Genomic DNA, 23,183 nt, shown 5'->3' with positions numbered 1-23,183 from the left:
TTGTGCCACCGGCGAGCTCGGCGCGAGCTGACTATTCGTTTGTTACAGGTTTGTTGAGGTTTCCCCCGGCACCGAAGGTGTCCCCGGATGCCAGTTCGCAGAGCTGGCGATCAGTGCAGCAAAGGCAAAGACCAAGCTTGCACCGCTGATGCCTGCCCAGCCGGCCTGGGCCCAGCATACTCCAGCGAGACTGGAGCCGGCCGACCCACCCAAGAAGAACAACCCGGTGAAAAGCGCATTCATGCGTCCGCGCGCCTCCGGTCGGACTGTGTTGATGGCGATGCGGCCGAGCACCTGGTCGGCGACAGTACCGAGATTAAGCAGAACCGCCCCAATGGCCAACGCCGCGAGCGACAGCCAGGGGAAGCGATCCGCCTCCCAGAGACCCCAGCCGCCGGAAGTTGGCAATCCGATGAGCACGACGCCGATGAAAGCCGACAGGTGTGCAAATCGCGTTGCGCCATCTGACCAGCCTCGATCGGCGATCCGGCCCGTGAAAGGCGCAATCAACGCAGCGGGTATGCCGACCAGTGCGAAGGCTGCAATGCCAATCTGGTCGAGCCCGAATGGTGGCTCAGCAAGCCTCAGGGCGACCGCCGTCCAGAAAATATTGAAGGCAGCCATCAGCAGGAACTGATAAAGCACGCGACGGCGCAGCAATGGCTCTTCACGGATCAGCTTCCAAAGCGATCCGATGAGAGCGCCGTACTGAAGACCGGTCGCCGGGCGATGAGCCTTGACAACGCGCGCAAGGATCAGGCCGAGCACAGCAACCAATACGGCCATGATACCATAGAATGCACGCCATCCAAGAAACTCGGCAGCCAGGCTTGCGGACGGGCGCGACAGGAGGACGCCCACCACGATGCCGCTCTGCACCGTGCCCACGATGCGGCCCCGATCTTTTTCCGCCGCCAGTCTCGCGATGACCGGAACGAGCATCTGCGCGACCGTGGAGGTGATGCCGACGGAGGTCGAGGCGACAAGAAAAAGTGCCGCCGTTGGGGCAAGCGCGCTGGCAATCAGCGAAAGCACCATGAGGACAAGTGTCAGCCCGATAAGCCAACGGTTCTCCATCAGATCGATGAGCGGGACCAGGAAGATCAGTCCGGCTGCGTAACCAAGCAGTGTGACGGTCGGAACCAACCCCGCCATTTCCGGACCAACCTCGAATGTAGTCCCAATCAAGCCGAGCAACGGTTGAGAGGCATAGAGGCTCAATACGATTGCGGCGATGGCGGCGGTGAAAACTGGGACCAAGCGGCCCTCGGTGGCAGAGGCATTGCTTCTGCCAAGGTAATCGAGAGATGACGTTCCGTGTCTGCGCCGTGGCACGAGTTGGAAGATCAATTGGGAGACCGACATCGGAGATACCCTCTTTGCGAGAAAATGGCCGAAGGCGTCGATGAGATCAGGCGGCCGCGGCCGCCCCGCGCGACGCTGCAGCAAGTTCCTCGAAAAACTGATGCAACGTGCGGGGCTGGCGTCCGAGGATGGCACGCAAGGTCAGGCTGTTTCCGGCGGAACCGAAGTCGGAATAGGACTGAAATACCCGTTCGAGCTGAGCAAGCTGCTCCCCCCGGAAGGGCGGCTTCGCGACAGCGGTCCATTGCTCGAACGTCACCTCGGCTGCCTCCACGGGCCGGCCAAGGGCGACGCTCATCATCCCCGCAATTTCAACGCGATCGTGCATACTTTCTGCCGCAAGCTCGAAAGAGCCGTAGGCGAGCCGGTCGGACGTCAGGGCCTCGGCCGCCACTTCGGCGACGTCGCGGTAGTCGACACGCGCCAGGCGCGCCGTTTTCGCAAACGGCTCGGCAAAGACGCCGGTTTCCACCACGCCTTTCCAAGCAGCTGCCATGTTCTGAAACAGCGTCGCCGGATAGAGGATGGTGTAATCCAAATTCGCGCGGAGAATGGCCTGCTCAACGGGCAGCTTGCTTGCGTGGTTTGCAAGTCCGTTCGCCGGGTGGATAACTGAAGAGAAAACGAACTTGCGGATACCGGCACGCTTTGCGGCCTTGACCATGGTTATGCCTAGGTCCGCTTCATCGGCCACGAACGGCGGTCCGACATGATAGACTCCGTCGACGTTTCTCAGCGCTGCCTTTAGGCTCTCCGGATCTCGAAGGTCACCTGAAGCAATTTCGGTCGCTCCGCTCGCGCGTGCCGTCGCAGCAGCGTACTCACTGCGGACCAACGCCCTCACCGCTATGCCCCGCCGGGCAAGCTCGGCCGCGACGAAGCCGCCGCTGCGGCCGGACGCACCGACAACCAGAACAGTTCGTTTCTTGGGTTCTGACATGAGTTCTTCCTTTCGTAGCGAGGTGGCGTCCCTGCCCCATCGAGTGAAATATCGAGTTCCGCTTTTCGGATGGTAGGCGCGGAAAATGTGATATGGTCTCTCTAAATTTGAGAGATCATCATGGGCGGATTTCGAGACATTGAGGCGTTTCTCGCTGTCGTGGAGCGCGGCAATCTCTCAGCCGCGGCGCGGCACCTCAGCCGCTCCTTGCAATCTGTCAGCCGGTCGCTTGCCGCGCTTGAAACCAGCGTCGGCGTCGAATTGGTCCGCCGAACCACCCACAACACGCAAACGACTGAGGCAGGCCACGACTTTTATCGACGGGTGAAACCGGCACTGTCTGAGATTGTCGAAGCAAAGGCCGAAGCCGGCAAGCGCAGTGCCGAACCTTTCGGACTCCTAAGAGTAGGAGCGCCGGTGCTCTTCGGCCCTACTTACCTGGTACCCGTCGTGGCCCGCTTCATGGAGCGCTATCCGAGGATCGAGGTCGACCTCAAACTGTCGGACCGATTCGTCGATCTCATTGAAGATGAACTCGACCTTGCTGTTCGCATCGGGGAACTCCGCGACTACGATCTCAAGGCCCGGCGCCTTGGAGCGATGCGTCTCGTCATTTTCGGCGCTCCGTCGTATTTCGCCACGTACGGGCGGCCACAACATCCGAAGGAGCTAGCGAACCATCAGTGCATCTTCCGCAACACCGACCGCGATGCTGGAAAATGGCAATTCCTGGAAGCCGGCAAGCAGCTGAGCGTCAATGTGGGTGCGCGATTTCACGTCGACAATGCCGCCGCAAGCCATGCGGCGGTCGCTGCGGGGTTGGGCATCGGTCGGGTACCACTCTGGCAAGTAAGAGACCTGGTAGACGACGGGGCGGTTGAGGTTATCCTGGCAGCGTTCGAACAACCGCCGATCCCGATTCATGTGGTGTGGCCAGCGACCCGGCTTCCACTTGCCAAGATGCGCGTCTTCATCGACTTCCTGGTTCAGAACCTAGTCATTGGGGACAGCGAGCGAAATTGAACCGACATCTGATTTTCTGTTAAGCCTGCCGCCGTTTGTCGCCTTCAGGAGCTCTTTCGAACTAGACTAGGCTGATCGTGCCTCGTACCGGCGGACGCCGAAAAAGCGTTTCGACGCGCCTAGAGACTAGGTGATCCGCGCTGCGAGAAGGATCAGCAGCCGCCTCCTGGCGTGTCTTGGCGATACATGAGGTTACTCTGCAGCAGCCCGTACAAGCTTCGTCACGCCTTCGCCAATGGCGTCGATCGTCGCGGAACTCGGCTGCCGAACGCCCGGTGCTACGTCAGCTTCTAGGCGCTGATGAGGCTTCCGGTTAGCCATTGGAGGTCCGCATGGTGTAACGCTTGGTGCCCGCACGAGATGGCGGGAGCCGGACCGTCTCGATCGTTCAGTGCAGTGCAGTGGGCGCCCGACGACGAAACTCGACTCCCCGGCCCCGCCACGAGGTAGTTGATGCGCTAACTCGGGTTTTCCAAGCGATTTGCTTTGCGCCACTCCTCGTACTCCCCGCGGGCATCGTCATGCAGCGGATAGTAGCGTTGCAATGGGCCCCCCTCCATGAGCTTGGCTCGCGAAAACTCCTCCCAATCGTGATGCTTCTGTGATTCTTCGATCACCTTCGGGGCCATCACGACGGGAAGCACCACCACGCCGTCGTCGTCAGCGACGATGATGTCGCCGGGGATCACCGTGACACCGCCGCAGGCAATCGGAACGTTGACGGCATTGGGATAGATGCTGGTCTGCACATGATAGTTTGGCGTCCAGCCGCGCAGCCATAGGGGTAGATCGAGCTTTTCGACATTGGGCCGGTCGCGCATGCACCCGTCGATGACGATACCCGCCCCGCCCCTGCCCTTGAAATAAGTCGACATCATATCGCCAAAGACACCCGAGCTCATGTCGCCGCGCGCGTCGACCACGACCACATCGCCCTCCTGCGCGTGGTAGAGCACGTGCCGGTGAAGTTGGGTCTCCGGATCGGCATATTCTCCCTCGGTGAACAGGTCCGGCCGCTGCGGCAGGAACTGCAGCGTCAATGCCGGCCCGACGATCGACTTCCCATGGTTTTGCGCCACCGGACCGACCATGTGCGGATTGCGGAAGCCCATTTGGCCAAGCGTGCCGGCAACCGTCGCGGCGCCGATCTCCCTCAGCGCGTCGATCAGGTCTTTAGGCGGCCGCGTGATGTCGGAAGTATGCGTCATTGTCGACTCCGGATGAATGGAACTACCAGTTCGTAACAGAACCATCGCGGCGCTTAAGGTGAGGCGCTTCCCAGAAACGCAAACTCTGCGCCTGGACCGCCACTTCGTTGACCTCGACGCCGAGCCCCGGCAGATCGCCGACCGGGTAATCGGTCCCGTCGAGCCGTGGTTGCACGGGGAAGAAGTCGGAACTGTCGAAGCCCAGCTTTGTTTCGGGCGCCCTGGTCTCGAGCCACGCGAAGTTGGGTACTGCGGCGGCGAGATGCACGGTAGCGGCCGTGCACACTGGACCAAGCGGATTGTGCGGCATCAGGTCCACATAGTGCGCCTCGCTCCAGCCAGCGATTTTCATTGCCTCGGTGAGCCCGCCGACGTTGCAAACATCGAGCCGGTTGAACTGGTGGATGCCGCGCTCGATGTAGGGCAGGAACTGCCACTTGCTGGCAAATTCCTCGCCGATGGCAAAGGGGATATCGGTCATCGTGCGCAGCGATTCATAGGCCTCCGGCGTCTCGTCCCGTATTGGCTCCTCGAGGAAATCAAGCACGCCGCGGCCGAGCTTGTTGCAGAAGCTCGCCGCCTCTGCCACCGACAGCCGATGGTGATAGTCGATGCCGAGAACGGCGTCGTCGCCCAGCGCCTCGCGCGCCTTGTTCAGCATACCCGCGGTAGCGCCGATGGACTCGCGCGGCTCGAAGATGTCCTTGCTGTTTTGCCCGAAGGGGAAGAAGCGGATCGCCTGCCACCCCTGTGCGCGAAGTTCGCGGGCCCGTCCGATGGCAACATCGCCCTCGGCCTCGTCGCCGGTCGAGGCGAAGGTGGGGACGCGGTCGCGCTGCTTGCCGCCGAGCAGCTCGTAGACGGGCACGCCCAGCGCCTTGCCCTTGATGTCGTGAAGGGCGATGTCGATGGCGGAAATCGCCGCCTGCAGGACTCGCCCGCCTTCGAAGTACTGGCTGCGGTAAACCTCCTGCCAGATCCGCCCGATCTGCATCGGGTCGCGACCGATGAGAAACTCGCGATAGTGCTCGACCGCGCCGGCCACGGCCCTCTCGCGACCGCTCAAGCCGCTCTCGCCCCAGCCGAAGATGCCCTGGTTGGTCTCGACCTTGACGAGCATCTGGTTGCGCATTCCTACCCAAACCGGATAGGGCTTGATCGCGGTGATCTTAAGCTTCTCAGTCATCCACGCCCACGTTCCACACGCATCGGCCCTATCTCAGTTGGCTTTGAGGGCCATTTCAGTTTCGCCGTCGAACAGATGCATCCGCTCCTGGTCGAACTCGAGCCAGATCTGCTCGTCGGGCGAGACGGCAATGTTCGGCGGCACGCTGACGTTGACGATGGCGCCGGACAGGAACGCCTGCACGAAGGTGACGTCTCCGGTCGGTTCCACGGTGTAGGCCTTGGCCGGAATGGAACCGGGGACCGCGCTCTTGTGGAGCTTGATCGTCGAGTGACGTGCGCCGAGCACGACTTTCATGGTCGTCGCTCTCACGACCTTCTGGGCATTGCGCGGCGAGAGCTCAAGGCGCCAGCCCTCGGCGCCGGTCAACACCGTGTTTCCGTTTGCCGTCGACGCCTCCAGCGGAATAAGGCTCATCGCCGGGCTGCCGATGAAGCTGGCGACGAACATGTTCACCGGATGGGCAAAGACCTGCGCCGGTGAATCGTATTGCTGCAGGTAGCCGCCATTCATCACCGCCATCTTGTCAGCCATGGTCACGGCCTCGAGCTGGTCGTGCGTCACATAGATGATCGTCGCCTTGAGGTCCTGGTGGAAGCGCTTGATCTCCGACCGCATCTGCACGCGCAGTTTGGCATCGAGGTTAGACAGTGGCTCGTCCATGAGGAACACCGCAGGGTCGCGGACGAGGGCACGGCCAAGGGCCACGCGCTGCTGCTGCCCGCCCGAAAGTTCGCGCGGCTTGCGCTCGAGCAGATGCGTCATGTCGAGCACTCGCGCCGCTTCCTTGACCTTCTTGTCGATCTCGTCCCTAGGGAGTTTGCGCATCTGAAGCGGGAACGCCAGGTTCTTGTAGACCGATTTCTGCGGGTAGAGCGCGTAGTTCTGGAACACCATTGCGATATCCCGGTCCTTGGGGTCGAGGTCGTTGACCACCCGCTCGCCGATGATGATGTCGCCCGATGTGATCGGGGTCAGCCCGGCGACGAGATTGAGCGTGGTTGTCTTGCCGCAGCCTGAAGGGCCGACGAGCGCAACGAACTCGCCGTCATTGACCGTCAGCGAGACGTGGTTGACAGCTTTGAAGCCGCCATAGCTCTTGACGAGATCTTGGAGGACCACGTGGGCCATCGGCAACTCCCTAGTGCTTGACCGCGCCTTCTGTAAGGGCGCGTACAAAGTATCGTTGCAGGACCAGGAACAGCACCACGACGGGCACGCTCATCATGAAGCTGGCCGCCATCAGGCCCGGAAAGTCCGTCGTATTTTCCGAGAAGAAGCGCTGGATGCCAACCGGAAGGGTCAACTGCTCGTTCTTGGAGAGGAAGGTGTAGGCGTAGATGTACTCGTTCCACGCGCCGATAAAGGAATAGATTGCGGTGGCGATGATCCCCGGCGTCGAGAGCGGCATCACGATCATGATGAAGGCCTGGAACCGTGTGGCGCCATCGATGCGCGCCGCCTGCTCCAGCTGCACCGGGATGTTGTCATAAAAGCCCTTGAGCAGCCAGATCGCCAGCGGCAGGCCGAAGGTGAGATAGGTGAGTATCAGCGAGCCGTGCGTGTTCACCAGCCCGATCGCGCGCATCAGGATGAAGAGTGGCACGAGAAAGATCACCGCCGGGAACATATTGCGCAGCAGCACGGCAAAAAACAGGAAATTCCGGCCGGGGAAACTGAAGCGCGAAAACGCGTAGGCCGCAGGGACAGCCACGATCACCGAAAGGATTGTCGTAACCGTCGACACGAAAAGGCTGTTCCAGAAGAAGCGGAGGAAATCCTGGCCGACGCTGTTCTGCGGATCGAGCAGCTTCTGGTAACTGGCGAGGGTAGGCTCGTCCGGCCACCATTGCGGCGGGAATTGCGTCGCCGCGAATCCGGACTTGATCGAGGTGATCAGCATCCAGATCATCGGCAACGCAGTATAAAGCAGCATGAACACGAGGAATATGCGCCCGGCCCACCGCCAACCGTCGACGCGCATGCGGCGACGGGTCGGGGCTCGAGAGGCTGTCTCGGCAATCGTGCTCATGCGCTGCCCTCTTTCCGCTCGTTGCCGCTTAGCGCACGGACGTAGAAGTAGCCCAGTGTCATCAGTGTGAGGAACAGGAGCACTGAATAGGCCGATGCCACGCCCCAGCGCTGCCGTCCGAAGGCGAGCTCATAAATGTGGGTTATCCAGATATGCGATGCGTTCGACGGCCCGCCGCCGGTCATGATCCAGGGGATGATGAAGGAATTGAAGTTGGCCACTGCGAGCAGCAGCATCGTCACCACCGAGACGTTGCGCAAGTGCGGGAAGGTGACGTGCCAAAAGCGCTGCCATGCACTGGCACCGTCGACTTTTCCGGCGCGCAGCAATTGGTCGGGGACTGTCTGCAGGCCGGCCATCATCATAATCATGGCGAACGGAAACTCGCGCCAGATATTGACGACGATCAGGGAGGGCAGCACCGTGCTGACATTGTCGATAAAATTCGGCGGCCGGTCGGCCAATCCGAGGCCGACCAGCACCGCGCCGATGATCCCGAAGTCCGAATGGTAGATCCACTTCCAGATATAGGAGGCGGCGACGGCACTGATGACCCAAGGGATGATCAGGATAGCGCGCAAGACACCACGGCCGATGAAGTCGCGGTGGAGCGCCAGCGCCGTTGCAAACCCCAGGACAAAGGAGATGAAAGTGGACCCCAGCGTCCAGATCAGTGTGTTCCAGGTGACCTTCCAGAACACCTGACTGGTGAGGATCGTCGTGTAGTTGTCGAAGCCGATGAAGGTCTTGTCGCGGAGCTGCAGACCAGGCGGTGTCTTAAAGAACGACAGCTCGACCGTGTAGTAGATCGGATAGGCGATGACGATGAGCATCACGGCGATCGCCGGGAGCACATACGCGTAGTCCGCGCGATGCTCCCAGATCTTCCGCAGCGTGCCGGCTGTACCGGGTTGCAATCTTCGGCGAGCCTCGGCCTTGCCGGTCACGATCGTCACTTGTGGCGTGCCCTTATTCTTCGGAACGAGGCGGCTGCGCCAGCGGCGCAGCCGGTCAGGTCGTAGGTCAGGCTTGGACTAGAGTCCGCCCATCACGTCTTTTACCTTCTTGGCCGCGTCGTCCGCCGCCTCGTCGACGGTCATCGCTCCGGTCAGGGCATTCTGCAGCATGTCCGGGATGATGATGTTCATGATCTCGGGGGCCTGCGGCAGCGCTGGGAACGGAATGCCGTATGGCAGCATCGAGGTCGTGACATCGAGGAACTTGATGTTGTCCAGACGTTCCTTCATCCACTTGGTCTTGAAGCCGTTAAGGTTGCCTGGGTTTGATCCGGCGTAGGCCATCTTCAGCGACCATTCAGGGCTCGTCCACATGCAGATGATAGCCTTTGCAGCAGGCTCGTCTACCTTGCCGCCCTCGACATATTCGGGCTTCAGGATGTGAATGTTCGAGCCGCCGAACACGACGGCGCGCTTGCCGTCGGGGCCAGTTGGAATCAGGCCGTAGCGCATATTGTCGATGACCGTCTGCGCCTTGTCCTTGTCGGTGCCCGTCGCCTTTTTCTGCAGGTCGAGCATGACGTTGTAATCGGACGGGTGCGAGATCATCATGCCGAGCTGGCCGGCGACGAACAGGGGCTGGTTATCGGCCTGCTGGTTGGTGAGCGCCGAAACCGGAACCGACTTGTCGCGAACATACATGTCGTAGGAGGCTTGCAGCGCCGCCTTGCTCTGGGGACTATCGAGCTGGACCTGCTCATAGGTCGGATTCGCGGTGGCTTCGTCGAAGACGCCGCCGCCATAGGCCCACAGCTGTGGCATGAAACGGTACGGCGTATTGCCGGCATTCTTGCGCGCCACGAGGCCGTAGCCGGCAATGCCGAGCTTGTCGTGGATCTGCTTGGAATATTTGACGACGTCTTCCCAGGTTGCCGGAGCCTTGTCCGGATCGAGACCCGCACGCTTGAAGATGTCGGCGTTCCAGATGAACGCCATCGTCTCGTTGTTGGTCGGAATGCCGTAGGTCACGCCCTCCCAGGTCACGGCCTTCATGGCGCCGGGCCAGAAATCCTCGGTCGAATACCCCACATCCTCTGGCTTGAGCGGCGCCAGATAGCCCTTTGAGGCGAACTCGGTACCACCCAGGATTTGCAGGCGGACCGCCATCGGCGCGGCATTGCCCAGGAGCGCCGTGCGGAACTTGTCGAGAAGGTCGTTATAGGTGAGGGCTTGTTCCTCGAGCTGGATGTTCGGATAGGTTTTGCGGAAGGTCTCGAAGAAATCCTTGTAGTACTGGCGCAGGAGGTCGGGGTCGCCCTCGAACACGCCCTGATACCAGAAAGTCAGCCGCCCCTTGTAGTCGAGCGGGGTGACCTTGGCGCAATCGGCCGCCGTGTCAAAATCCTGTGTGCCGGCGATGGAGCGCACATATTCCGGCGACCACTTGCTGAGGTCGACCGGTGGCGCAGCCAGCGCCGATGTGGGCATCAGGGATGCCATCAAAGCAGTGACGACAGTGCCGCGCAGGACCGCACTGCCGAGCGTAATCCTCGTCATAGGTATCCTCCCTGGTTCTCCCATGCCGCCCTGCGCCAAGGCAAAGCGGTCCTTGCTCGTTTCGATCGCGAGGATGCTCAATGTATCCTCCCGATCCCTTGGTACGTTTTCAGATCATGGATTGCCTGTCAACGCGCAGGATCGTACATTGTTTGCGAAAGCCGTGTGTGATATCGGGCAAGGTATGTATTAAGTTGGGGAGCCGGCCTTGGCCGAAATAAGCGATTTCAAAGCTATGCCACCTGTGGGCACCGATCCCATCGGAGCCTCCAGCGAGGGCGCCTCGCTTTATGAATTGATCAGGGAAGACATCATCGAGGGACGGCTCGCCGCCAACGAACGGCTTGTGGTCACCGATCTGGCCCGGCGTCACGGCACCTCGACCAATCCTGTGCGCGAGGCCCTGCAGCTGTTGCGCGGCGAAGGCTTTGTCATCTTTGTCGCCAACCGCGGGGCACGCGTCCGACCCATTGATCAGGATTTTGTCCGGGATATCTACGAGATCGGTGTTCTGATCGAGCCAGCCCTGACACGATGGTTTGTGAATATGGCTACCGGCGAGGACATTGCCGAACTCGAACGTCTCCAAGGCCTGATTGAAGAGAACAACTTCGCCGACACATTCAGGCACAGTGAGCTGGATACCGCTTTCCACACCGTGATGTACCAGCGGCACTATAACCGCCACGCCGCCGAGCTTTGGTGGAAGCATCGCGAAGTGCTGCGAGCCGTGAGCCGTCGTTTCAACTTCACGCTGGCGCGACGTGCCGCGATCATGCGCGAGCACCGCGAACTCATCGCGCTCGTAAAGGCGGGAGAGGCCGACAAGGCGGCCGAACTCGTCTCCCGCCATGTCGAGGGCTCGGGCCGGCATATTCTCGAACAGATGCGTGCGCGCAACGCCGCTCGGGCCGGATAGAATATCCAGTCCAGAACATCGTTAGGCTGACCATTTTCAGACAAAGGTAGTTGCGATGAAAATCACGAGCATTCGGCCGTGGCTGATCAAGTCCGATGCTTCTTATTGGGGAGAGTTCCTGTTCGTCGAAGTGACGACCGACAAGGGAGTGAGTGGCTGGGGAGAGATCACCACCACCACAAGGCTCGCCAACCGCGCTCTCTGCACGATCCTGCGGCAGATCGGTGTCGCCGTGACAGGCGAGGATCCAGCGCGTATCGAGCATCTCTGGCACAAGATCTTCCGCAGCTTCACCTACATGGGCAGCCGCGGCGCCGCCGTCGAATGCGTGAGCGCCATCGATATTGCCCTCTGGGACATCCGGGGCAAAGTCCTTGGTAAGCCGATTTACGAGCTGCTGGGCGGACCAGTACGCGATGAAATCGCGCTCTACACCCATCCCAACCAAGCCAAATTCACGAGCAAGGAAGCCGTGGTCCGCGAAATTCTAGACATTGTCGAGTCCGGACACACTGCGCTCAAGTTCGATCCTTACCCGCACCAGGGTCGCAGCGCCGATGGTCTGCCTCGCGAACAGCGGGACGGCTACCTCGATGGCAGCATGACCCGCAAGGACGAGCGCGAAGCCGCCGAACTCACGGCTCTGATCCGTGAAACGGCGGGACCCGATGTCGACATTCTCATCGATGCCCATGGCCGCTTCGACGTTCCCACCGCCATTCGCCTCTGTCGGAGCCTCGAGGAAGCCGGTCAGATCGACTGGTTTGAGGAGCCCTGCCCGCCCGAGAGCCTTAACGCCCTCAAGCAGGTGCGTGAGAAGGTCAATACCGCCATCTCGTGGGGCGAGCGCGGCCACACGAAGTGGGATTTCGTGCCGGTACTTGAGAACAAGCTCGCCGACTACATCATGCCCGACGTCACCTGGACCGGCGGCATTACCGAACTCAAGAAAATTTCTGCCCTATGCGAAGCCTACTACGTCCCGGTCTCGCCACATGACGCCGCGGGACCGATCAATGTGGTTGCGGGAGCACAGGTGATGATGACCGTCCCCAACTTCTACAAACTCGAAACGTCGGAGTGGAACCTGGGCAAATACGATCACCTGATCGACAGACCACTCGACATTTCGAACGGCAGCCTCAAGCTGACGTCGAAGCCTGGTCTCGGTATTGAGATGGACCGCGACTATCTGCAGGCCCACGAGATTGAGCTGGGCTAGCAACACTCTATGCCCAGGGTACGGGGCGACAAGCCGAAAACGAGGATAAGTCATGGCAAAGACAGGTGGCGCCGACGAGGCGCTCAATCGGGTGAACGCGAACTCCAGGCCATCTCAGCTTCGCATCACCGACATGCGGGTAGCCGAAATCGTCGGCGCGCCGTTCACCTCAACCCTGCTCAAGATTTACACCAATCAGGGCATCGTCGGACTTGGCGAAGTGCGCGATGGCGCCAGCGCCACCTACGCGCTGATGCTGAAGAGCCGGCTGCTTGGCGAGAACCCTTGCGACATCGACCGCCTGTTTCGCCGGATCAAGCAGTTCGGTGGGCACGGCCGGCAAGGCGGCGGCGTCTCGGCGGTCGAAATCGCGTTGTGGGATCTCGCCGGCAAGGCCTATGGCGTGCCCATCTATCAGATGCTTGGCGGCCGGTTTCGGGAGAAGGTGCGCCTCTATTGCGATACCGATGCGACCGTGCCGAGCGGCACCGAGACCGGCAAGCGCCTCAAGCAGCGCATGGCGCTTGGCTTCACCTTCCTCAAGATGGATCTGGGGCTGATGCAGATCGCGGATGTACCCGGTGCGGTCGTATCCCCTGCCGGCTCACTTGAAGGGTACCGCGTCCACCCCGGCCGCGGCCCGGTCAAGACCACGGAGGAGCGGCGCGCCCGCAATGCCGCGTATGATTTGCATAATGTCCCCCACCCGTTTACTGGCCTCCACTTTTCCGACAAGGGCCTCGACCTGCTTGAGCAGTACATTGCCGAGGTTCGCGAAATTATCGGCATGGATGTTCCGCTCGCCATCGACCATGTCGGCCACATCTCACTGCAGAACGGTATTCGCCTCGCGAGGCGGATTGAAAAATACGTGCCAGCCTGGCTCGAGGATGTGATCCCATGGCAGTACACCGAGCAGTACCGACAACTGCAGGCCGCCACCACGGTGCCGATCTGCACCGGCGAGGACATCTACCTTAAGGAGGGCTTCGAGCCTCTGCTCAAGAGCGGCGGCCTCTCCGTTATCCACCCAGACCTGCTCACCAGCGGGGGCATTCTGGAGACCAAGAAGATCGGCGACATGGCACAGGATCACGGCGTCGCCATGGCCATCCATATGGCCGAAAGTCCTATCGCCGCAATGGCCGCGGCACATGTCGCGACCGCGACCGAAAACTTCATGGCGCTCGAATACCACTCTGCCGACGTCGACTGGTGGGACGATATCGTCGCCGGCGTTTCCAAGCCGCTCGTGAAGGACGGCTTTATCACTGTTCCGGACAAACCTGGCCTGGGGATTGACGACGTCGTCGACGAGGTGATCTCGCAGCATCTGCAGCCGGGTGTCACCGGCATCTGGCAGCCCACGGATCACTGGGACGACGAGTATTCCTGGGACCGCACCTGGAGCTGAGGCGAAAAACAACCGAACATGAAGATCACCGACCTCCGCTGCGCCGTCATCGGCAGGCATCCCATCGTCCGCATCGTCACCGACGAGGGCCTCTATGGCCTGGGCGAAGTCGAGTTCACCAAGACCTATCTCAAGCCCTGGGTCCTGCATTTCCGCGAGGCGCTGATCGGCGAGGACCCGACCGACGTCGAGCGGGTGATGCTGAAGATCCGCCAACGCGGCTCTTTCAAGCCCTATGGCGCGGCGGTAAGCGCTATCGAGCATGCGCTGTGGGACATTGCCGGCAAGGCCGCAGGCGTGCCGGCCTACAAACTGCTCGGCGGCAAGGTGCGCGACAAGGTGCGCGTCTATAACGGCTCGATCCGCCAGAAACGCACGGGCGACCGGCCGGAGGATTACGCCGCTGACGTCAAATGGATGATGGAGCAGCCGCAGAACTTCTTCATGATCAAGCAGGGAATCTCGTTCCACTCCGACATGAAGGACACCATCGAGGGCTTTCACTACGGCGTGACGCAGAAGAAGGCCGGCTATCACGGCGCCATGGATCAGGGCGTGATCAGCGAGCGCGGTTTCAACCACATGCTCGACTGCGTGATCGCGATGAAGGAAGTGCTGGGCGACAAGGTCAGCCTGGCGCTCGACTGCGGCCCGGGCTGGATGCTGCCCGACGCGATCAAGTTCGCGCGCGCGGTCGAGAAGTACAATTTGATGTGGCTCGAGGACATGCTGACCGGCGACTATGTGCCGTGGGTCAATCCGCAGGCCTATCGGGAGCTGACCACCTCCACCTCGACGCCAATCCATACCGGCGAGCAGATCTATCTGCGGCACAATTTCAAGGAGCTGATCGAAACTCAGGCGGTGCGCATCATCGGCCCCGATCCTGCCGATATTGGCGGCATTGCCGAGCTCAAATGGGTCGCCGAGCACGCCTATATGCACTCGATCCTGATGGCACCGCACGGCACCGCGAACGGCCTTCTCGGCCTCGGCGCGCTGATCAATGTCTGCGCCACCCTGCCCGCCAACTACATCGCGTTCGAATACCCGAGCGCCTCCGACCCCTGGTGGGAGGATCTCGTAATCGGCCTGCCGTCGCAGATCGTGAAGGACAGCATGGTGGACCTGCTGGAAGCGCCGGGGCTGGGCCTCGATATCGACGCCGAAGCAGCCAGGAAGTATCTCGGGGAAGAGGATGCGGGCTTCTTCGACTGAACCGTCCTTCTTGCGCCACCCTGCACACGCGCACTGATTCTCGCAAATTGGCACCGGAATGACCGTTTCGGGCCGACAGCGGACTGTCGGCTTTTGGACACATGGGGCGAATAGCGGAAGTTGAACTGGAAAGCGCCATATGTGTCGGATTGGCCCACATCACACGGCGTCACGGGCCACCAATCCTAGCCGAACGGCATTGGCCGATTTCCACCGCACCAAACTGTCTTTTTCATGGGTCGAAGTGAGGCGATCCACGCCGACTAACTCGTGAACCACGCGGCATAATGCTGGTGCACGAGTGAAGCCAATAATCGAAATTCTCATGCCGCGTTGGTAACTCGGCTTGAACTAAAGACGCCACCCGCCATGCCCCAACTCAACGCGGTTGATCTCGTTCGACCAGCCATCTTACTGGTCGGTCCCTTAGTCGTATTGGCACTCGCGGTGGGCCACTAGAGCCCCGATGATGCGATGTCCGGCAGATGAGGGGCTCATCACTCTTGATACCACGATGCAACAGCAGCTAGGACCGGCCATGTTTGTCACGAATGGTGGCGTGTCGATGTCGGATTGATCGCCCCGGCCTCGTCGTTCCAGAAAATGAAGGAGCAACTATATGTCTGAAAAGGAAGTCTTGTCTGTCATCCGGGGCCAGGAAGACGCAACTGCCAAGGGGGACGCCCGCGCCAACGTCGATGCCATGGACCCGGATGTCGTGGTTTTCGATCTGCCGCCGCCGCTTGCCTATCGAGGCGAACAGGCACGCGACATCGAAGGGATAAATGCTTGGTTTGCAACGTGGCGCAACGGTGTCACCGTTCACATGGCTGACCCGCAGCTCATAATCGACGGCGATCTTGCAGTGGCCTTCGGGCTGTCGCGCATGACTGGCATTAAGACCGATGGCACAAAGGTCGACTCCTGGAGCCGGCGAACCATCGTGCTAAGGCGCGTCGCCGGTTCTTGGAAAATCATCCACGAACATGCCAGCTTCCCTATGGCTATGGACGGAAGTGGGCGCGCTGTGACGGATCTCTTGCCGTAGTTCCGGAACGCCTAATGTCCTCAATAGGGATGTCGGCTTTCACGCGGCAGGGGTTAGTAGGTGAACGGTCGATTTGTGAGGCGCAGAGCAGACAGGCGGCTTTCGAACCGGAGCGACAAGAGCAGACCTTTGTTCGGCGCAAATGTCGTCCTGACCTGACCCAACGTGGTCTTTCGGCTGCGAGCGTCGCTGGCTGGAGCTGCGTTACTCGATCGGAGGCCAATGGTGTTTTCAATGGAACGCTAATATACATGGAAACCCCAACGAGCAGCGCCTGCCAGATATTTGAGGAATGCCATGCGAAGGCTCATCTTCACGGCAATGTGTATCGCCGCCGCAACAGCAGCTAACGCCCATGATTGGTACGAAGACAAGATTGACCCGCAGACCAAATTCAAGTGCTGCGGTGGTTCGGATTGCCGCGCCGTACCTCGGTCTTCGGTGCGGTCCAGGGTAGACGGTGGGTACACTTATTTGCCGCATAATTTCACCATCCCACGGGACCGTGTACAGGAATCCCCGGATGGACAATACCATATCTGCGAGAATAAATATGTTGTAACCAATCAGCTGTATTGGCGTTGCTTCTTCGCACCTCGTGTCGATGTGTCTATACTTCTAAAGCGCTAAGGCAAATACCACGCTCCGCTTCCGCAATTCACCTTCGCAAGGTGCCAGGCCATTAATTCTGTTGGACTTTCTTTAGAAGTGTCGAAGCTCAAGTTACGTGATTTCGTCCTAGTCCAGGCCCACTTTGGCTGCGCGGTCCCGAGCGCGAGCAAGCCCACAACCTCGCGATCAGCTCAAGTCAATATTTATCAGCCCATCTTCTTAGCGGCGATGCCTTGCGCAGAACCAGAATTTGTTTGATCAAATTGGCAGGAGACCAACAACCCGCAATAGTGATCCGAAATCTGCTGACATGATGTTTGACAGGCGGCCAATCGAACGGTCAATTCAAGCGGGACATCGGGTACTGGCCGGTCTCGTTTTGCTGCTTGCGCTCGGCGCTCCGACCTTGGCTGAGGACGGCGACGATTGCGGTGGCGCCGCTGCAGGCTCACAGCGGATCGCGGCCTGCACGCGGATCATCGAGGACAGGACGCGAAGCCCGGGCAGTCGCGCCATCGCTTACCACAACCGGGCTATGGCCTGGATCGACAGCGGTGACAATGACCAGGCCATGGCGGACTACGACAACGCCATCGCTCTCGATCCGAACGACACTGATGCCTACAACGAGCGTGGGCTGCTGTGGCTCGAGAAGGGTAAGAACGACAGCGCTATCCGCGATTTCGACCGGGCGATCGAGCTTGACTCGGGGAAAGCCATGGCCTTTTACAACAGAGGTCTCGACTGGGCTCACAAGGGCGACGACGCTCACGCCATCGCCGACTACAGCCACGCAATCGAGCTCGATCCGGCATATATGGAGGCCTACAACAACCGCGGCTTCGTCTTCAACAGGATGGGGGAATTCGACCGCGCCATCGCTGATTTCGACGAGGCGATCAGACTCAACCCCCGACACCCGTTCGCCTACAACAACCGGGCCATCTCCTGGGGCGCAAAGGGTGATGCAGAGCGCGCCGTCGCTGACTACAGCCAGGCGATCACGCTCGATCCGACCTATGTCAACCCTTATGGAAGCAGGGGAATTTACTATTTCTACGGCCCGGAACCGGCCAAAGCGCAAGCCGATCTTACAACGGCGGCGACACTTGCACCCGACAATGCCTACTATGCGATCTGGGCGGATCTGGCCGAGCTGCGCGGTGGCGGCGCCAGCCATTTGCGCCGTGTGGCCAGCAAGTTGGACATGACCAGATGGCCGGCGCCGTTGGTTCGCATGTTCCTTGGCGAGCAGTCGCCCGAAGCAGCCTTGGCCGCGGCCGACGATCTCGTCCCGAGCAGGAGGCGCGGAAATCTGTGTGAGGCCAATTTCTACGCGGCGGAATTCCACCAGCTCAAGGGCAATGCCGACAAGGCTTTGCGACATTACCGGCTAGCCGTGCGCCACTGCCCCAGGGATTTTATCGAGTACGTCGCGGCTACCAAGAGCCTGCGCGCCCTGGGCGTAACTCCATAGGGCGCTGCCGCGGGTGACTTCTGGCGGACTCCGCGAATTCGGTGACAGTCCAGATTTTATCGTGTCGGCACGGTCGTGGTTGTGTAGATTGGCTGTGTGGCCGTCTTGCAGGCATTGTTGTTCCAGGTCCACTCGCCACGTGACGCAACGCGGTAGCGGCTGGCGATTTCGGCCACGATGGATAGCCATGCGATAAGGACAACTGGGCGCGGGGTCATCAGCGCGATTCATGCGAGATTAGCATTCGCCAGATGCGGGAGGTCGGCTGCAGTCTCGAATTTGACGCATCAGCACTTGCAAATCGTCGGCCGAGGTCTTTTGCTCGCGCGATAGTTGCCCTTGACCGTTGAATGGTTGGCGAACAGATGAATAAAATCGATCGACGGCGGCCAGAGTCGGAAACGGACGCCACCGTAAATGCCGCGAGACTTGGAACTCGGCTGCGCCTCGCCCGCCAGACACGCGGCATGACGCTGAAGAGCCTGGCCGCGGCTGCGAATTGCTCGGAAAGCCTGCTGTCCAAGATCGAGAACGGCAAGGCTTCGCCGTCCCTGCCCATGCTTCACCGTCTGGTTGAGGTTCTCGACACCAATATCGGCTGGATGTTCGAGCAGGTCGACGACGACGAAGCGATCGTGTTCCGGGCGGGCGCGCGGCCGTTGATCGCGCTCGACGCGTTACGGCGCGGCGAGGGAATCTCACTCGAACGCATCATCCCGTATTCGGCCGGCCACCTCTTGCAATGCAACATCCATCACATCGAGGCAGACGGTGAGAGCGAAGGTCCAATTCAGCATGCCGGCGAGGAAGTCGGCTACGTCCTCGCCGGCCGGGTCGAACTGATCGTCGACGGCAAGCGACATGCTCTCGCCACCGGCGACGCCTTCGTTTTCAGGTCGGAGCTGCCACATCATTACCGCAATATCGGCAAGGAACGCGCCAGCATCTTCTGGGTCAACACGCCGGCGACTTTCTGAGCAACGCTCAGCGTTCATTTGGATTGACAAATATTCAAGTCTCTTGAATGCTTGCCTCGTGCCTGTAGCACCAACGGGAACCAGCCGGTCTGGTCCGCAAGCAAGGGGAACCGAAAATGCGTCTGTTCAAACTTCTCGCCGGCTGTGCCGCCGCCATTGCCATGGGCTCGGCAGCCATGGGATCGGCGCTTGCCGATACGTTCGCACTCGTCAACATCAACCAGCAGGCCCTGTTCTTCAACCAGATCAACGAGGGCGCGCAGAAGGCAGCCGACGCCGCCGGCGCCAAGCTGGTTATTTTCAACGCCAACAATGTGCCGAGCGCGCAGAACGACGCGATCGAGAACTACATCACGCAGAAAGTCGACGGCATCATTCTGGTCGCCATCGACGTCAACGGCGTCAAGCCCGCGATTACTGCGGCCAAGGCGGCCGGCATTCCCGTCATCGCCATCGACGCGCAGATCCCCGACGGCGACAACGTTTCGTTCATAGGTGTGGACAACACCAAGGCCGGCGAGGACATCGGCAAATTCTACGCCGACTATGTTAAGACCGAGATGGGCGGCAAGGCCAAGATCGGCATCGTCGGCGCACTCAATTCATTCATCCAGAACCAGCGGCTCGACGGGTTCAAGAAGGCGGTGACCGAAAGCGGCCAGACCGTCACCTTCCTGGACACGGTCGACGGCCAGAACGTTCAGGAGACGGCGTTGAGCGCTTCGGAAAACCTGATGACCGCCAATCCGGACATGAACTCGCTCTATGCAACCGGCGAACCCGCCTTGCTCGGCGCCGTTTCGGCTGTGACCAGCCAGGGCCGCACCGGCGACGTCAAGGTGTTCGGCTGGGATCTGACCAAGCAGGCCGTTCAGGGCATCGACGACGGCTGGGTGGTGGCGGTCGTGCAGCAGGATCCGGCAGGCGAAGGCAAGGCCGCGGTCGAAGCGTTGGGCAAGCTCAAGAAGGGCGAGAAAATCGACCCGATCATCAATATCCCGGTGACGATCGTGACCAAGAAGAATGTCGACCAATACCGCGCGATGTTCAAGTAAACTGCGTCGGCGACCGAGCCGCGGCGCCGCCTGAAGCTGCGCCGCGGATACCTGGCAATCGCGTGGAATCCCAGATGAGCAGTGGCCAGACCTATCGGGTGCGGATGAGCGGCATCTCAAAGCGTTACAACGCCATCCAGACGCTCGATGATGTGTCGCTGACGCTGAAGCCGGGCGAGGTGCTGGGGCTGGTCGGCGACAATGGCGCCGGCAAGTCGACATTGAGCAAGGTGCTGTCGGGGGCTGTGGTTCCCGACGCCGGCACCATCGAGATCGACGGCAAGCCGGTGATCTTCAGCTCGCCGGCGGACGCACGTGCGGCGCGCGTCGAGATGGTCTACCAGGACCTGTCGCTCTGCGACACGGTCGATGTCGCCGGCAATCTGTTTCTCGGCCGCGAGCCGCGCCGCCGCATCGCCGGCATTTCCTTTCTCGACAAGAAGCGCATGCACGACGAGACGCGCCAGATGCTCGATCGGCTCGGTATCGTCATTGCCGACACGCGGCTCAAGGTCGAAAACCTCTCCGGCGGGCAGCGCCAGTCGATCGCCATCGGCCGCGCCGCCTCGTTCGAGCCGGCCGTGCTGATCATGGACGAGCCGACGGCAGCGCTTGCGGTGGCCGAGGTCGAGGCGGTGCTCGAACTGATCCGCGCGGTCAGCGCGCGCGGTGTCAGCGTCATTTTGATCACCCACCGGCTGCAGGACCTGTTCCTCGTCTGCGACCGCATCCAGGTCATGTATGAAGGGCGCAATGTCGCCGAGCGGCTGATCGGCGAGACCAATATCGAGGACGTGGTCAATCTGATCGTCGGCCGCAAATTCAGTGCGCGTTCCGCCACCAACGGCTATCGCGGTGGAGCGCCGGCATGAGCGATGCGATCCACGCTGCCCAGCCCTCACGAGTGCGCAAGGGCACCTGGCGCGATGCGCTGCTCGCCAATGGCAGTGTCGTCTCGATCGCGCTGTTCTTTCTGGTCGTCTGCATCATCTTCTCGGTGGCGACCGACGCCTTTCTGACGTCGCCTAATCTGTTGAACATCCTGCGGCAGTCGGCGCCGCTGCTGATCGTCGCCGCGGCAATGACTTTCGTCATCACCACTGGCGGCATCGATCTTTCGGTCGGCTCGGTACTGGCGCTGGTGGCAACGCTGTCAGCGACGCTCTTGCAGTTCGGCCTGCCATGGCCAGTCGTTATCCTCGCCATGTTGGCGCTCGGTGCCCTGCTTGGCGCGGTGCAAGGCTATTTCGTCGCCTATGAGGGCATCCCGTCCTTCATCGTCACGCTTGCCGGGCTTTCGGTGATCCGTGGCGTGGCGCTGCTGATCACCGGCGGCTATTCGATCCCGATCGAGCCCGGAAGCGCTTTCACCGTGCTGGGCCGTGCCTGGTTCCTTGGCGTGCCGGTGCCGGCGCTGATCGCGCTGGCGATCCTGGCCATCGCCTATCTCGCCTTCAACGAGACGCCGTTCGGCCGCTATGTCACCGGCATCGGCGCCAACGCTGAGGCGGTGCGGCGCGCCGGCGTCAACACGCGGCAGACGACGCTCTTCGTCTATGTGATTTCCGCCACCGCGGCAGCCCTTGCCGGGATCATCATTGCTGCCCGGCTTGGATCGGGATCTTCGAATGCCGGACAGGGTTTCGAGCTGGAAGTCATCGCCGCCGTCGTGCTCGGCGGCACCAGCCTGTTCGGCGGCCGCGGAACGATCATTGGCACGGTGCTCGGCGCGCTGACCGTGGCCGTCATCGGCAACGGCCTGATCCTGGCGCATCTGTCGCCTTTCCTGACGCCGATTGTCACCGGAACGATCATCCTGGTCGCCATCTGGCTGAACTTCCGCCTGTTCCGCGGCGCCGTGCGGAGCCGTTGAGCCGATGGGCGGTCTGTTCGATGACGCGGTGCCCGGCCAGCGGCTGGCGATCGGGGTCGAAACCGGCCATGTGATGACCGTGCTCGGCCCGGTTCCGGTCGAGGAGATGGGCATCACGCTGATGCACGAGCACATCTTGCTCGATGGCGCACGCAGCTGGAAATGCCCCTGCCATCCCGATGACATGGCGGTCGCCGAGCAGCCAGTGAACATCGAGATCATCGGCGAGTTGCGCATGAACCCATACGTCAACCGCGACAACGTTTCGCTCGACGACGCCGACCTGGCGCTGTCAGAGCTGCAGCGCTATCGCGCACTGGGCGGCCACACCGTCGTCGATGCCACCAATATCGGCATCGGCCGCGATCCCGAAAAGCTCGCCCGCATCAGCCGCATGTCCGGCCTGAAGATCGTCATGGGCACCGGCTTCTATCTCGAACACACCCATCCCGAATGGCTGAAGGCCATGGATGTGGACGCGGTGACCGAATTCATCGTCAGCGATGTCGGCGGCGGCGAGACGCAGCCGCCGATCATGGCCGGGCTGATCGGCGAGGTCGGCGTCAGCAAGGATTTCACCGCCGAGGAGCGCAAGTCGCTCAAAGCTTCGGCGCGCGCTTCGCGCATCACCGGCGTGCCGCTGTCGATCCATCTGCCGGGCTGGGAGCGGCTGGCGCACGAGGTGCTCGATATCGTCGAGGCCGAGGGCGCCGATCTCCGCCATACCGTGCTCTGTCACATGAACCCGAGCCACGACGACCCCGACTACCAGACAAGCCTCGCCCGGCGCGGCGCGTTCCTCGAATACGACATGATCGGCATGGACTATTACTATGCCGACCAGGACGCGCAATCGCCCTCCGACGAGGAGAACGCACGCGCCATCGCCGCCCTTGTCGAGGCCGGTTTCGGCGACCGCCTGCTGTTGTCGCAGGATGTCTTCCTCAAGATCATGCTGACGCGCTTCGGCGGCTTCGGCTATGGCTATATCCTGAAGCATTTCATACCGCGCCTGAAACGCCACGGCGTCGAGCAGGCGGCCATCGACCGCATGCTGATCGCCAATCCGAAAAGCGTATTCGCGCGGCTCTAAGCGGCCTG

At 61.0% G+C, this 23,183-nt stretch carries 21 protein-coding genes; 12 read left to right on the top strand and 9 right to left on the bottom strand.

Annotation, left to right across the window (positions count from 1 at the left end; all coding sequences use genetic code 11):
• Positions 1-42: 42 nt before the first annotated feature.
• Positions 43-1,365 (bottom strand): MFS transporter, encoded by a 1,323-nt coding sequence (locus tag NKI22_RS20250; protein ID WP_352958760.1) that lies wholly within the window; start codon positions 1,363-1,365, stop codon positions 43-45.
• A 46-nt stretch (positions 1,366-1,411) separates the two neighbouring features.
• The gene (locus NKI22_RS20245; protein ID WP_352483889.1) at positions 1,412-2,305 is read right to left on the bottom strand and encodes an NmrA family NAD(P)-binding protein; all 894 of its coding nucleotides are present in this window, start codon (positions 2,303-2,305) and stop codon (positions 1,412-1,414) included.
• A 120-nt stretch (positions 2,306-2,425) separates the two neighbouring features.
• Here NKI22_RS20245 and NKI22_RS20240 point away from each other — a divergent pair, with 120 nt between their 5' ends.
• On the top strand, positions 2,426-3,328 hold the full coding sequence (locus NKI22_RS20240; RefSeq protein ID WP_023721820.1) for a LysR family transcriptional regulator: 903 nt from the start codon (positions 2,426-2,428) through the stop codon (positions 3,326-3,328).
• Between the two features lie 458 nt (positions 3,329-3,786).
• Here the strand turns inward: NKI22_RS20240 and NKI22_RS20235 are convergent, their stop codons facing one another.
• The 6 genes from NKI22_RS20235 to NKI22_RS20210 all read right to left on the bottom strand — a co-directional run bounded on the left by NKI22_RS20235 (position 3,787) and on the right by NKI22_RS20210 (position 10,267).
• Positions 3,787-4,536, bottom strand: coding sequence for a ribonuclease activity regulator RraA (locus NKI22_RS20235; protein WP_023721821.1), 750 nt, complete (start codon positions 4,534-4,536; stop codon positions 3,787-3,789).
• Positions 4,537-4,558: 22 nt separating this feature from the next.
• Entirely contained in the window at positions 4,559-5,722 is a 1,164-nt protein-coding gene (locus NKI22_RS20230; protein ID WP_352718096.1) for a mandelate racemase/muconate lactonizing enzyme family protein, read from the bottom strand.
• A gap of 33 nt (positions 5,723-5,755) precedes the next feature.
• Positions 5,756-6,853: an ABC transporter ATP-binding protein gene (locus tag NKI22_RS20225; RefSeq protein WP_023721823.1), complete on the bottom strand. Its 1,098-nt coding sequence runs from the start codon at positions 6,851-6,853 to the stop codon at positions 5,756-5,758.
• Between the two features lie 10 nt (positions 6,854-6,863).
• Entirely contained in the window at positions 6,864-7,754 is an 891-nt protein-coding gene (locus NKI22_RS20220) for a carbohydrate ABC transporter permease (RefSeq protein ID WP_031194860.1), read from the bottom strand.
• Entirely contained in the window at positions 7,751-8,710 is a 960-nt protein-coding gene (locus NKI22_RS20215) for a carbohydrate ABC transporter permease (RefSeq protein ID WP_352958757.1), read from the bottom strand. The genes NKI22_RS20220 and NKI22_RS20215 overlap by 4 nt, the downstream gene beginning before the upstream one ends.
• 78 nt (positions 8,711-8,788) lie before the next feature.
• Positions 8,789-10,267: an ABC transporter substrate-binding protein gene (locus tag NKI22_RS20210; protein WP_031194862.1), complete on the bottom strand. Its 1,479-nt coding sequence runs from the start codon at positions 10,265-10,267 to the stop codon at positions 8,789-8,791.
• Positions 10,268-10,475: 208 nt separating this feature from the next.
• Between NKI22_RS20210 and NKI22_RS20205 the strand changes: the two genes are divergently transcribed.
• From NKI22_RS20205 to NKI22_RS20180, 6 genes are all read left to right on the top strand, one after another.
• Complete coding sequence (locus NKI22_RS20205; protein WP_023721827.1) at positions 10,476-11,186, top strand: GntR family transcriptional regulator; 711 nt, start codon at positions 10,476-10,478, stop codon at positions 11,184-11,186.
• Positions 11,187-11,241: 55 nt separating this feature from the next.
• Positions 11,242-12,408, top strand: a complete 1,167-nt coding sequence (locus NKI22_RS20200; RefSeq protein WP_352958755.1) for a mandelate racemase/muconate lactonizing enzyme family protein — start codon at positions 11,242-11,244, stop codon at positions 12,406-12,408.
• 52 nt (positions 12,409-12,460) lie between these two features.
• The gene (locus NKI22_RS20195; protein WP_352958753.1) at positions 12,461-13,822 is read left to right on the top strand and encodes a mandelate racemase/muconate lactonizing enzyme family protein; all 1,362 of its coding nucleotides are present in this window, start codon (positions 12,461-12,463) and stop codon (positions 13,820-13,822) included.
• 18 nt (positions 13,823-13,840) lie between these two features.
• Entirely contained in the window at positions 13,841-15,040 is a 1,200-nt protein-coding gene (locus NKI22_RS20190) for a mandelate racemase/muconate lactonizing enzyme family protein (RefSeq protein WP_352958751.1), read from the top strand.
• Between the two features lie 619 nt (positions 15,041-15,659).
• The gene (locus NKI22_RS20185; protein WP_352452313.1) at positions 15,660-16,088 is read left to right on the top strand and encodes a YybH family protein; all 429 of its coding nucleotides are present in this window, start codon (positions 15,660-15,662) and stop codon (positions 16,086-16,088) included.
• A gap of 1,018 nt (positions 16,089-17,106) precedes the next feature.
• Complete coding sequence (locus tag NKI22_RS20180; protein WP_352958749.1) at positions 17,107-18,177, top strand: tetratricopeptide repeat protein; 1,071 nt, start codon at positions 17,107-17,109, stop codon at positions 18,175-18,177.
• A 56-nt stretch (positions 18,178-18,233) separates the two neighbouring features.
• Here NKI22_RS20180 and NKI22_RS20175 read toward each other — a convergent pair whose 3' ends face one another.
• Positions 18,234-18,395 carry a hypothetical protein gene (locus NKI22_RS20175; protein ID WP_352958747.1) on the bottom strand — a complete coding sequence of 54 codons (162 nt, stop codon included), beginning with the start codon at positions 18,393-18,395 and terminating at the stop codon, positions 18,234-18,236.
• Positions 18,396-18,542: 147 nt separating this feature from the next.
• On the opposite strand from NKI22_RS20175, the gene NKI22_RS20170 reads away from it, so the two are divergent.
• The 5 genes from NKI22_RS20170 to NKI22_RS20150 all read left to right on the top strand — a co-directional run bounded on the left by NKI22_RS20170 (position 18,543) and on the right by NKI22_RS20150 (position 23,175).
• Positions 18,543-19,154 (top strand): cupin domain-containing protein, encoded by a 612-nt coding sequence (locus tag NKI22_RS20170; protein ID WP_352859530.1) that lies wholly within the window; start codon positions 18,543-18,545, stop codon positions 19,152-19,154.
• Positions 19,155-19,270: 116 nt separating this feature from the next.
• Positions 19,271-20,209 carry an ABC transporter substrate-binding protein gene (locus tag NKI22_RS20165; RefSeq protein ID WP_352790407.1) on the top strand — a complete coding sequence of 313 codons (939 nt, stop codon included), beginning with the start codon at positions 19,271-19,273 and terminating at the stop codon, positions 20,207-20,209.
• Between the two features lie 74 nt (positions 20,210-20,283).
• The gene (locus NKI22_RS20160) at positions 20,284-21,081 is read left to right on the top strand and encodes an ATP-binding cassette domain-containing protein (RefSeq protein ID WP_023721835.1); all 798 of its coding nucleotides are present in this window, start codon (positions 20,284-20,286) and stop codon (positions 21,079-21,081) included.
• Entirely contained in the window at positions 21,078-22,082 is a 1,005-nt protein-coding gene (locus tag NKI22_RS20155; protein WP_352548565.1) for an ABC transporter permease, read from the top strand. The genes NKI22_RS20160 and NKI22_RS20155 overlap by 4 nt, the downstream gene beginning before the upstream one ends.
• 4 nt (positions 22,083-22,086) lie before the next feature.
• Positions 22,087-23,175 carry a phosphotriesterase family protein gene (locus NKI22_RS20150; protein ID WP_352958743.1) on the top strand — a complete coding sequence of 363 codons (1,089 nt, stop codon included), beginning with the start codon at positions 22,087-22,089 and terminating at the stop codon, positions 23,173-23,175.
• Positions 23,176-23,183 lie beyond the last annotated feature (8 nt).

It is taken from the genome of Mesorhizobium sp. M0778 (genome assembly GCF_040320105.1).
Lineage (GTDB): Bacteria > Pseudomonadota > Alphaproteobacteria > Rhizobiales > Rhizobiaceae > Mesorhizobium.
This window is presented reverse-complemented; position numbering and strand designations above follow the sequence as displayed.

Coding starts and splice junctions, on each gene's coding strand:
- NKI22_RS20210 (WP_031194862.1), bottom strand. CDS start 10,267: ATGACGAGGATTACGCTCGGCAGTGCGGTCCTGCGCGGCACTGTCGTC.
- NKI22_RS20185 (WP_352452313.1), top strand. CDS start 15,660: ATGTCTGAAAAGGAAGTCTTGTCTGTCATCCGGGGCCAGGAAGACGCA.
- NKI22_RS20165 (WP_352790407.1), top strand. CDS start 19,271: ATGCGTCTGTTCAAACTTCTCGCCGGCTGTGCCGCCGCCATTGCCATG.
- NKI22_RS20240 (WP_023721820.1), top strand. CDS start 2,426: ATGGGCGGATTTCGAGACATTGAGGCGTTTCTCGCTGTCGTGGAGCGC.
- NKI22_RS20175 (WP_352958747.1), bottom strand. CDS start 18,395: ATGACCCCGCGCCCAGTTGTCCTTATCGCATGGCTATCCATCGTGGCC.
- NKI22_RS20230 (WP_352718096.1), bottom strand. CDS start 5,722: ATGACTGAGAAGCTTAAGATCACCGCGATCAAGCCCTATCCGGTTTGG.
- NKI22_RS20235 (WP_023721821.1), bottom strand. CDS start 4,536: ATGACGCATACTTCCGACATCACGCGGCCGCCTAAAGACCTGATCGAC.
- NKI22_RS20200 (WP_352958755.1), top strand. CDS start 11,242: ATGAAAATCACGAGCATTCGGCCGTGGCTGATCAAGTCCGATGCTTCT.
- NKI22_RS20245 (WP_352483889.1), bottom strand. CDS start 2,305: ATGTCAGAACCCAAGAAACGAACTGTTCTGGTTGTCGGTGCGTCCGGC.
- NKI22_RS20225 (WP_023721823.1), bottom strand. CDS start 6,853: ATGGCCCACGTGGTCCTCCAAGATCTCGTCAAGAGCTATGGCGGCTTC.
- NKI22_RS20190 (WP_352958751.1), top strand. CDS start 13,841: ATGAAGATCACCGACCTCCGCTGCGCCGTCATCGGCAGGCATCCCATC.
- NKI22_RS20220 (WP_031194860.1), bottom strand. CDS start 7,754: ATGAGCACGATTGCCGAGACAGCCTCTCGAGCCCCGACCCGTCGCCGC.
- NKI22_RS20250 (WP_352958760.1), bottom strand. CDS start 1,365: ATGTCGGTCTCCCAATTGATCTTCCAACTCGTGCCACGGCGCAGACAC.
- NKI22_RS20195 (WP_352958753.1), top strand. CDS start 12,461: ATGGCAAAGACAGGTGGCGCCGACGAGGCGCTCAATCGGGTGAACGCG.
- NKI22_RS20160 (WP_023721835.1), top strand. CDS start 20,284: ATGAGCAGTGGCCAGACCTATCGGGTGCGGATGAGCGGCATCTCAAAG.
- NKI22_RS20170 (WP_352859530.1), top strand. CDS start 18,543: ATGAATAAAATCGATCGACGGCGGCCAGAGTCGGAAACGGACGCCACC.
- NKI22_RS20150 (WP_352958743.1), top strand. CDS start 22,087: ATGGGCGGTCTGTTCGATGACGCGGTGCCCGGCCAGCGGCTGGCGATC.
- NKI22_RS20155 (WP_352548565.1), top strand. CDS start 21,078: ATGAGCGATGCGATCCACGCTGCCCAGCCCTCACGAGTGCGCAAGGGC.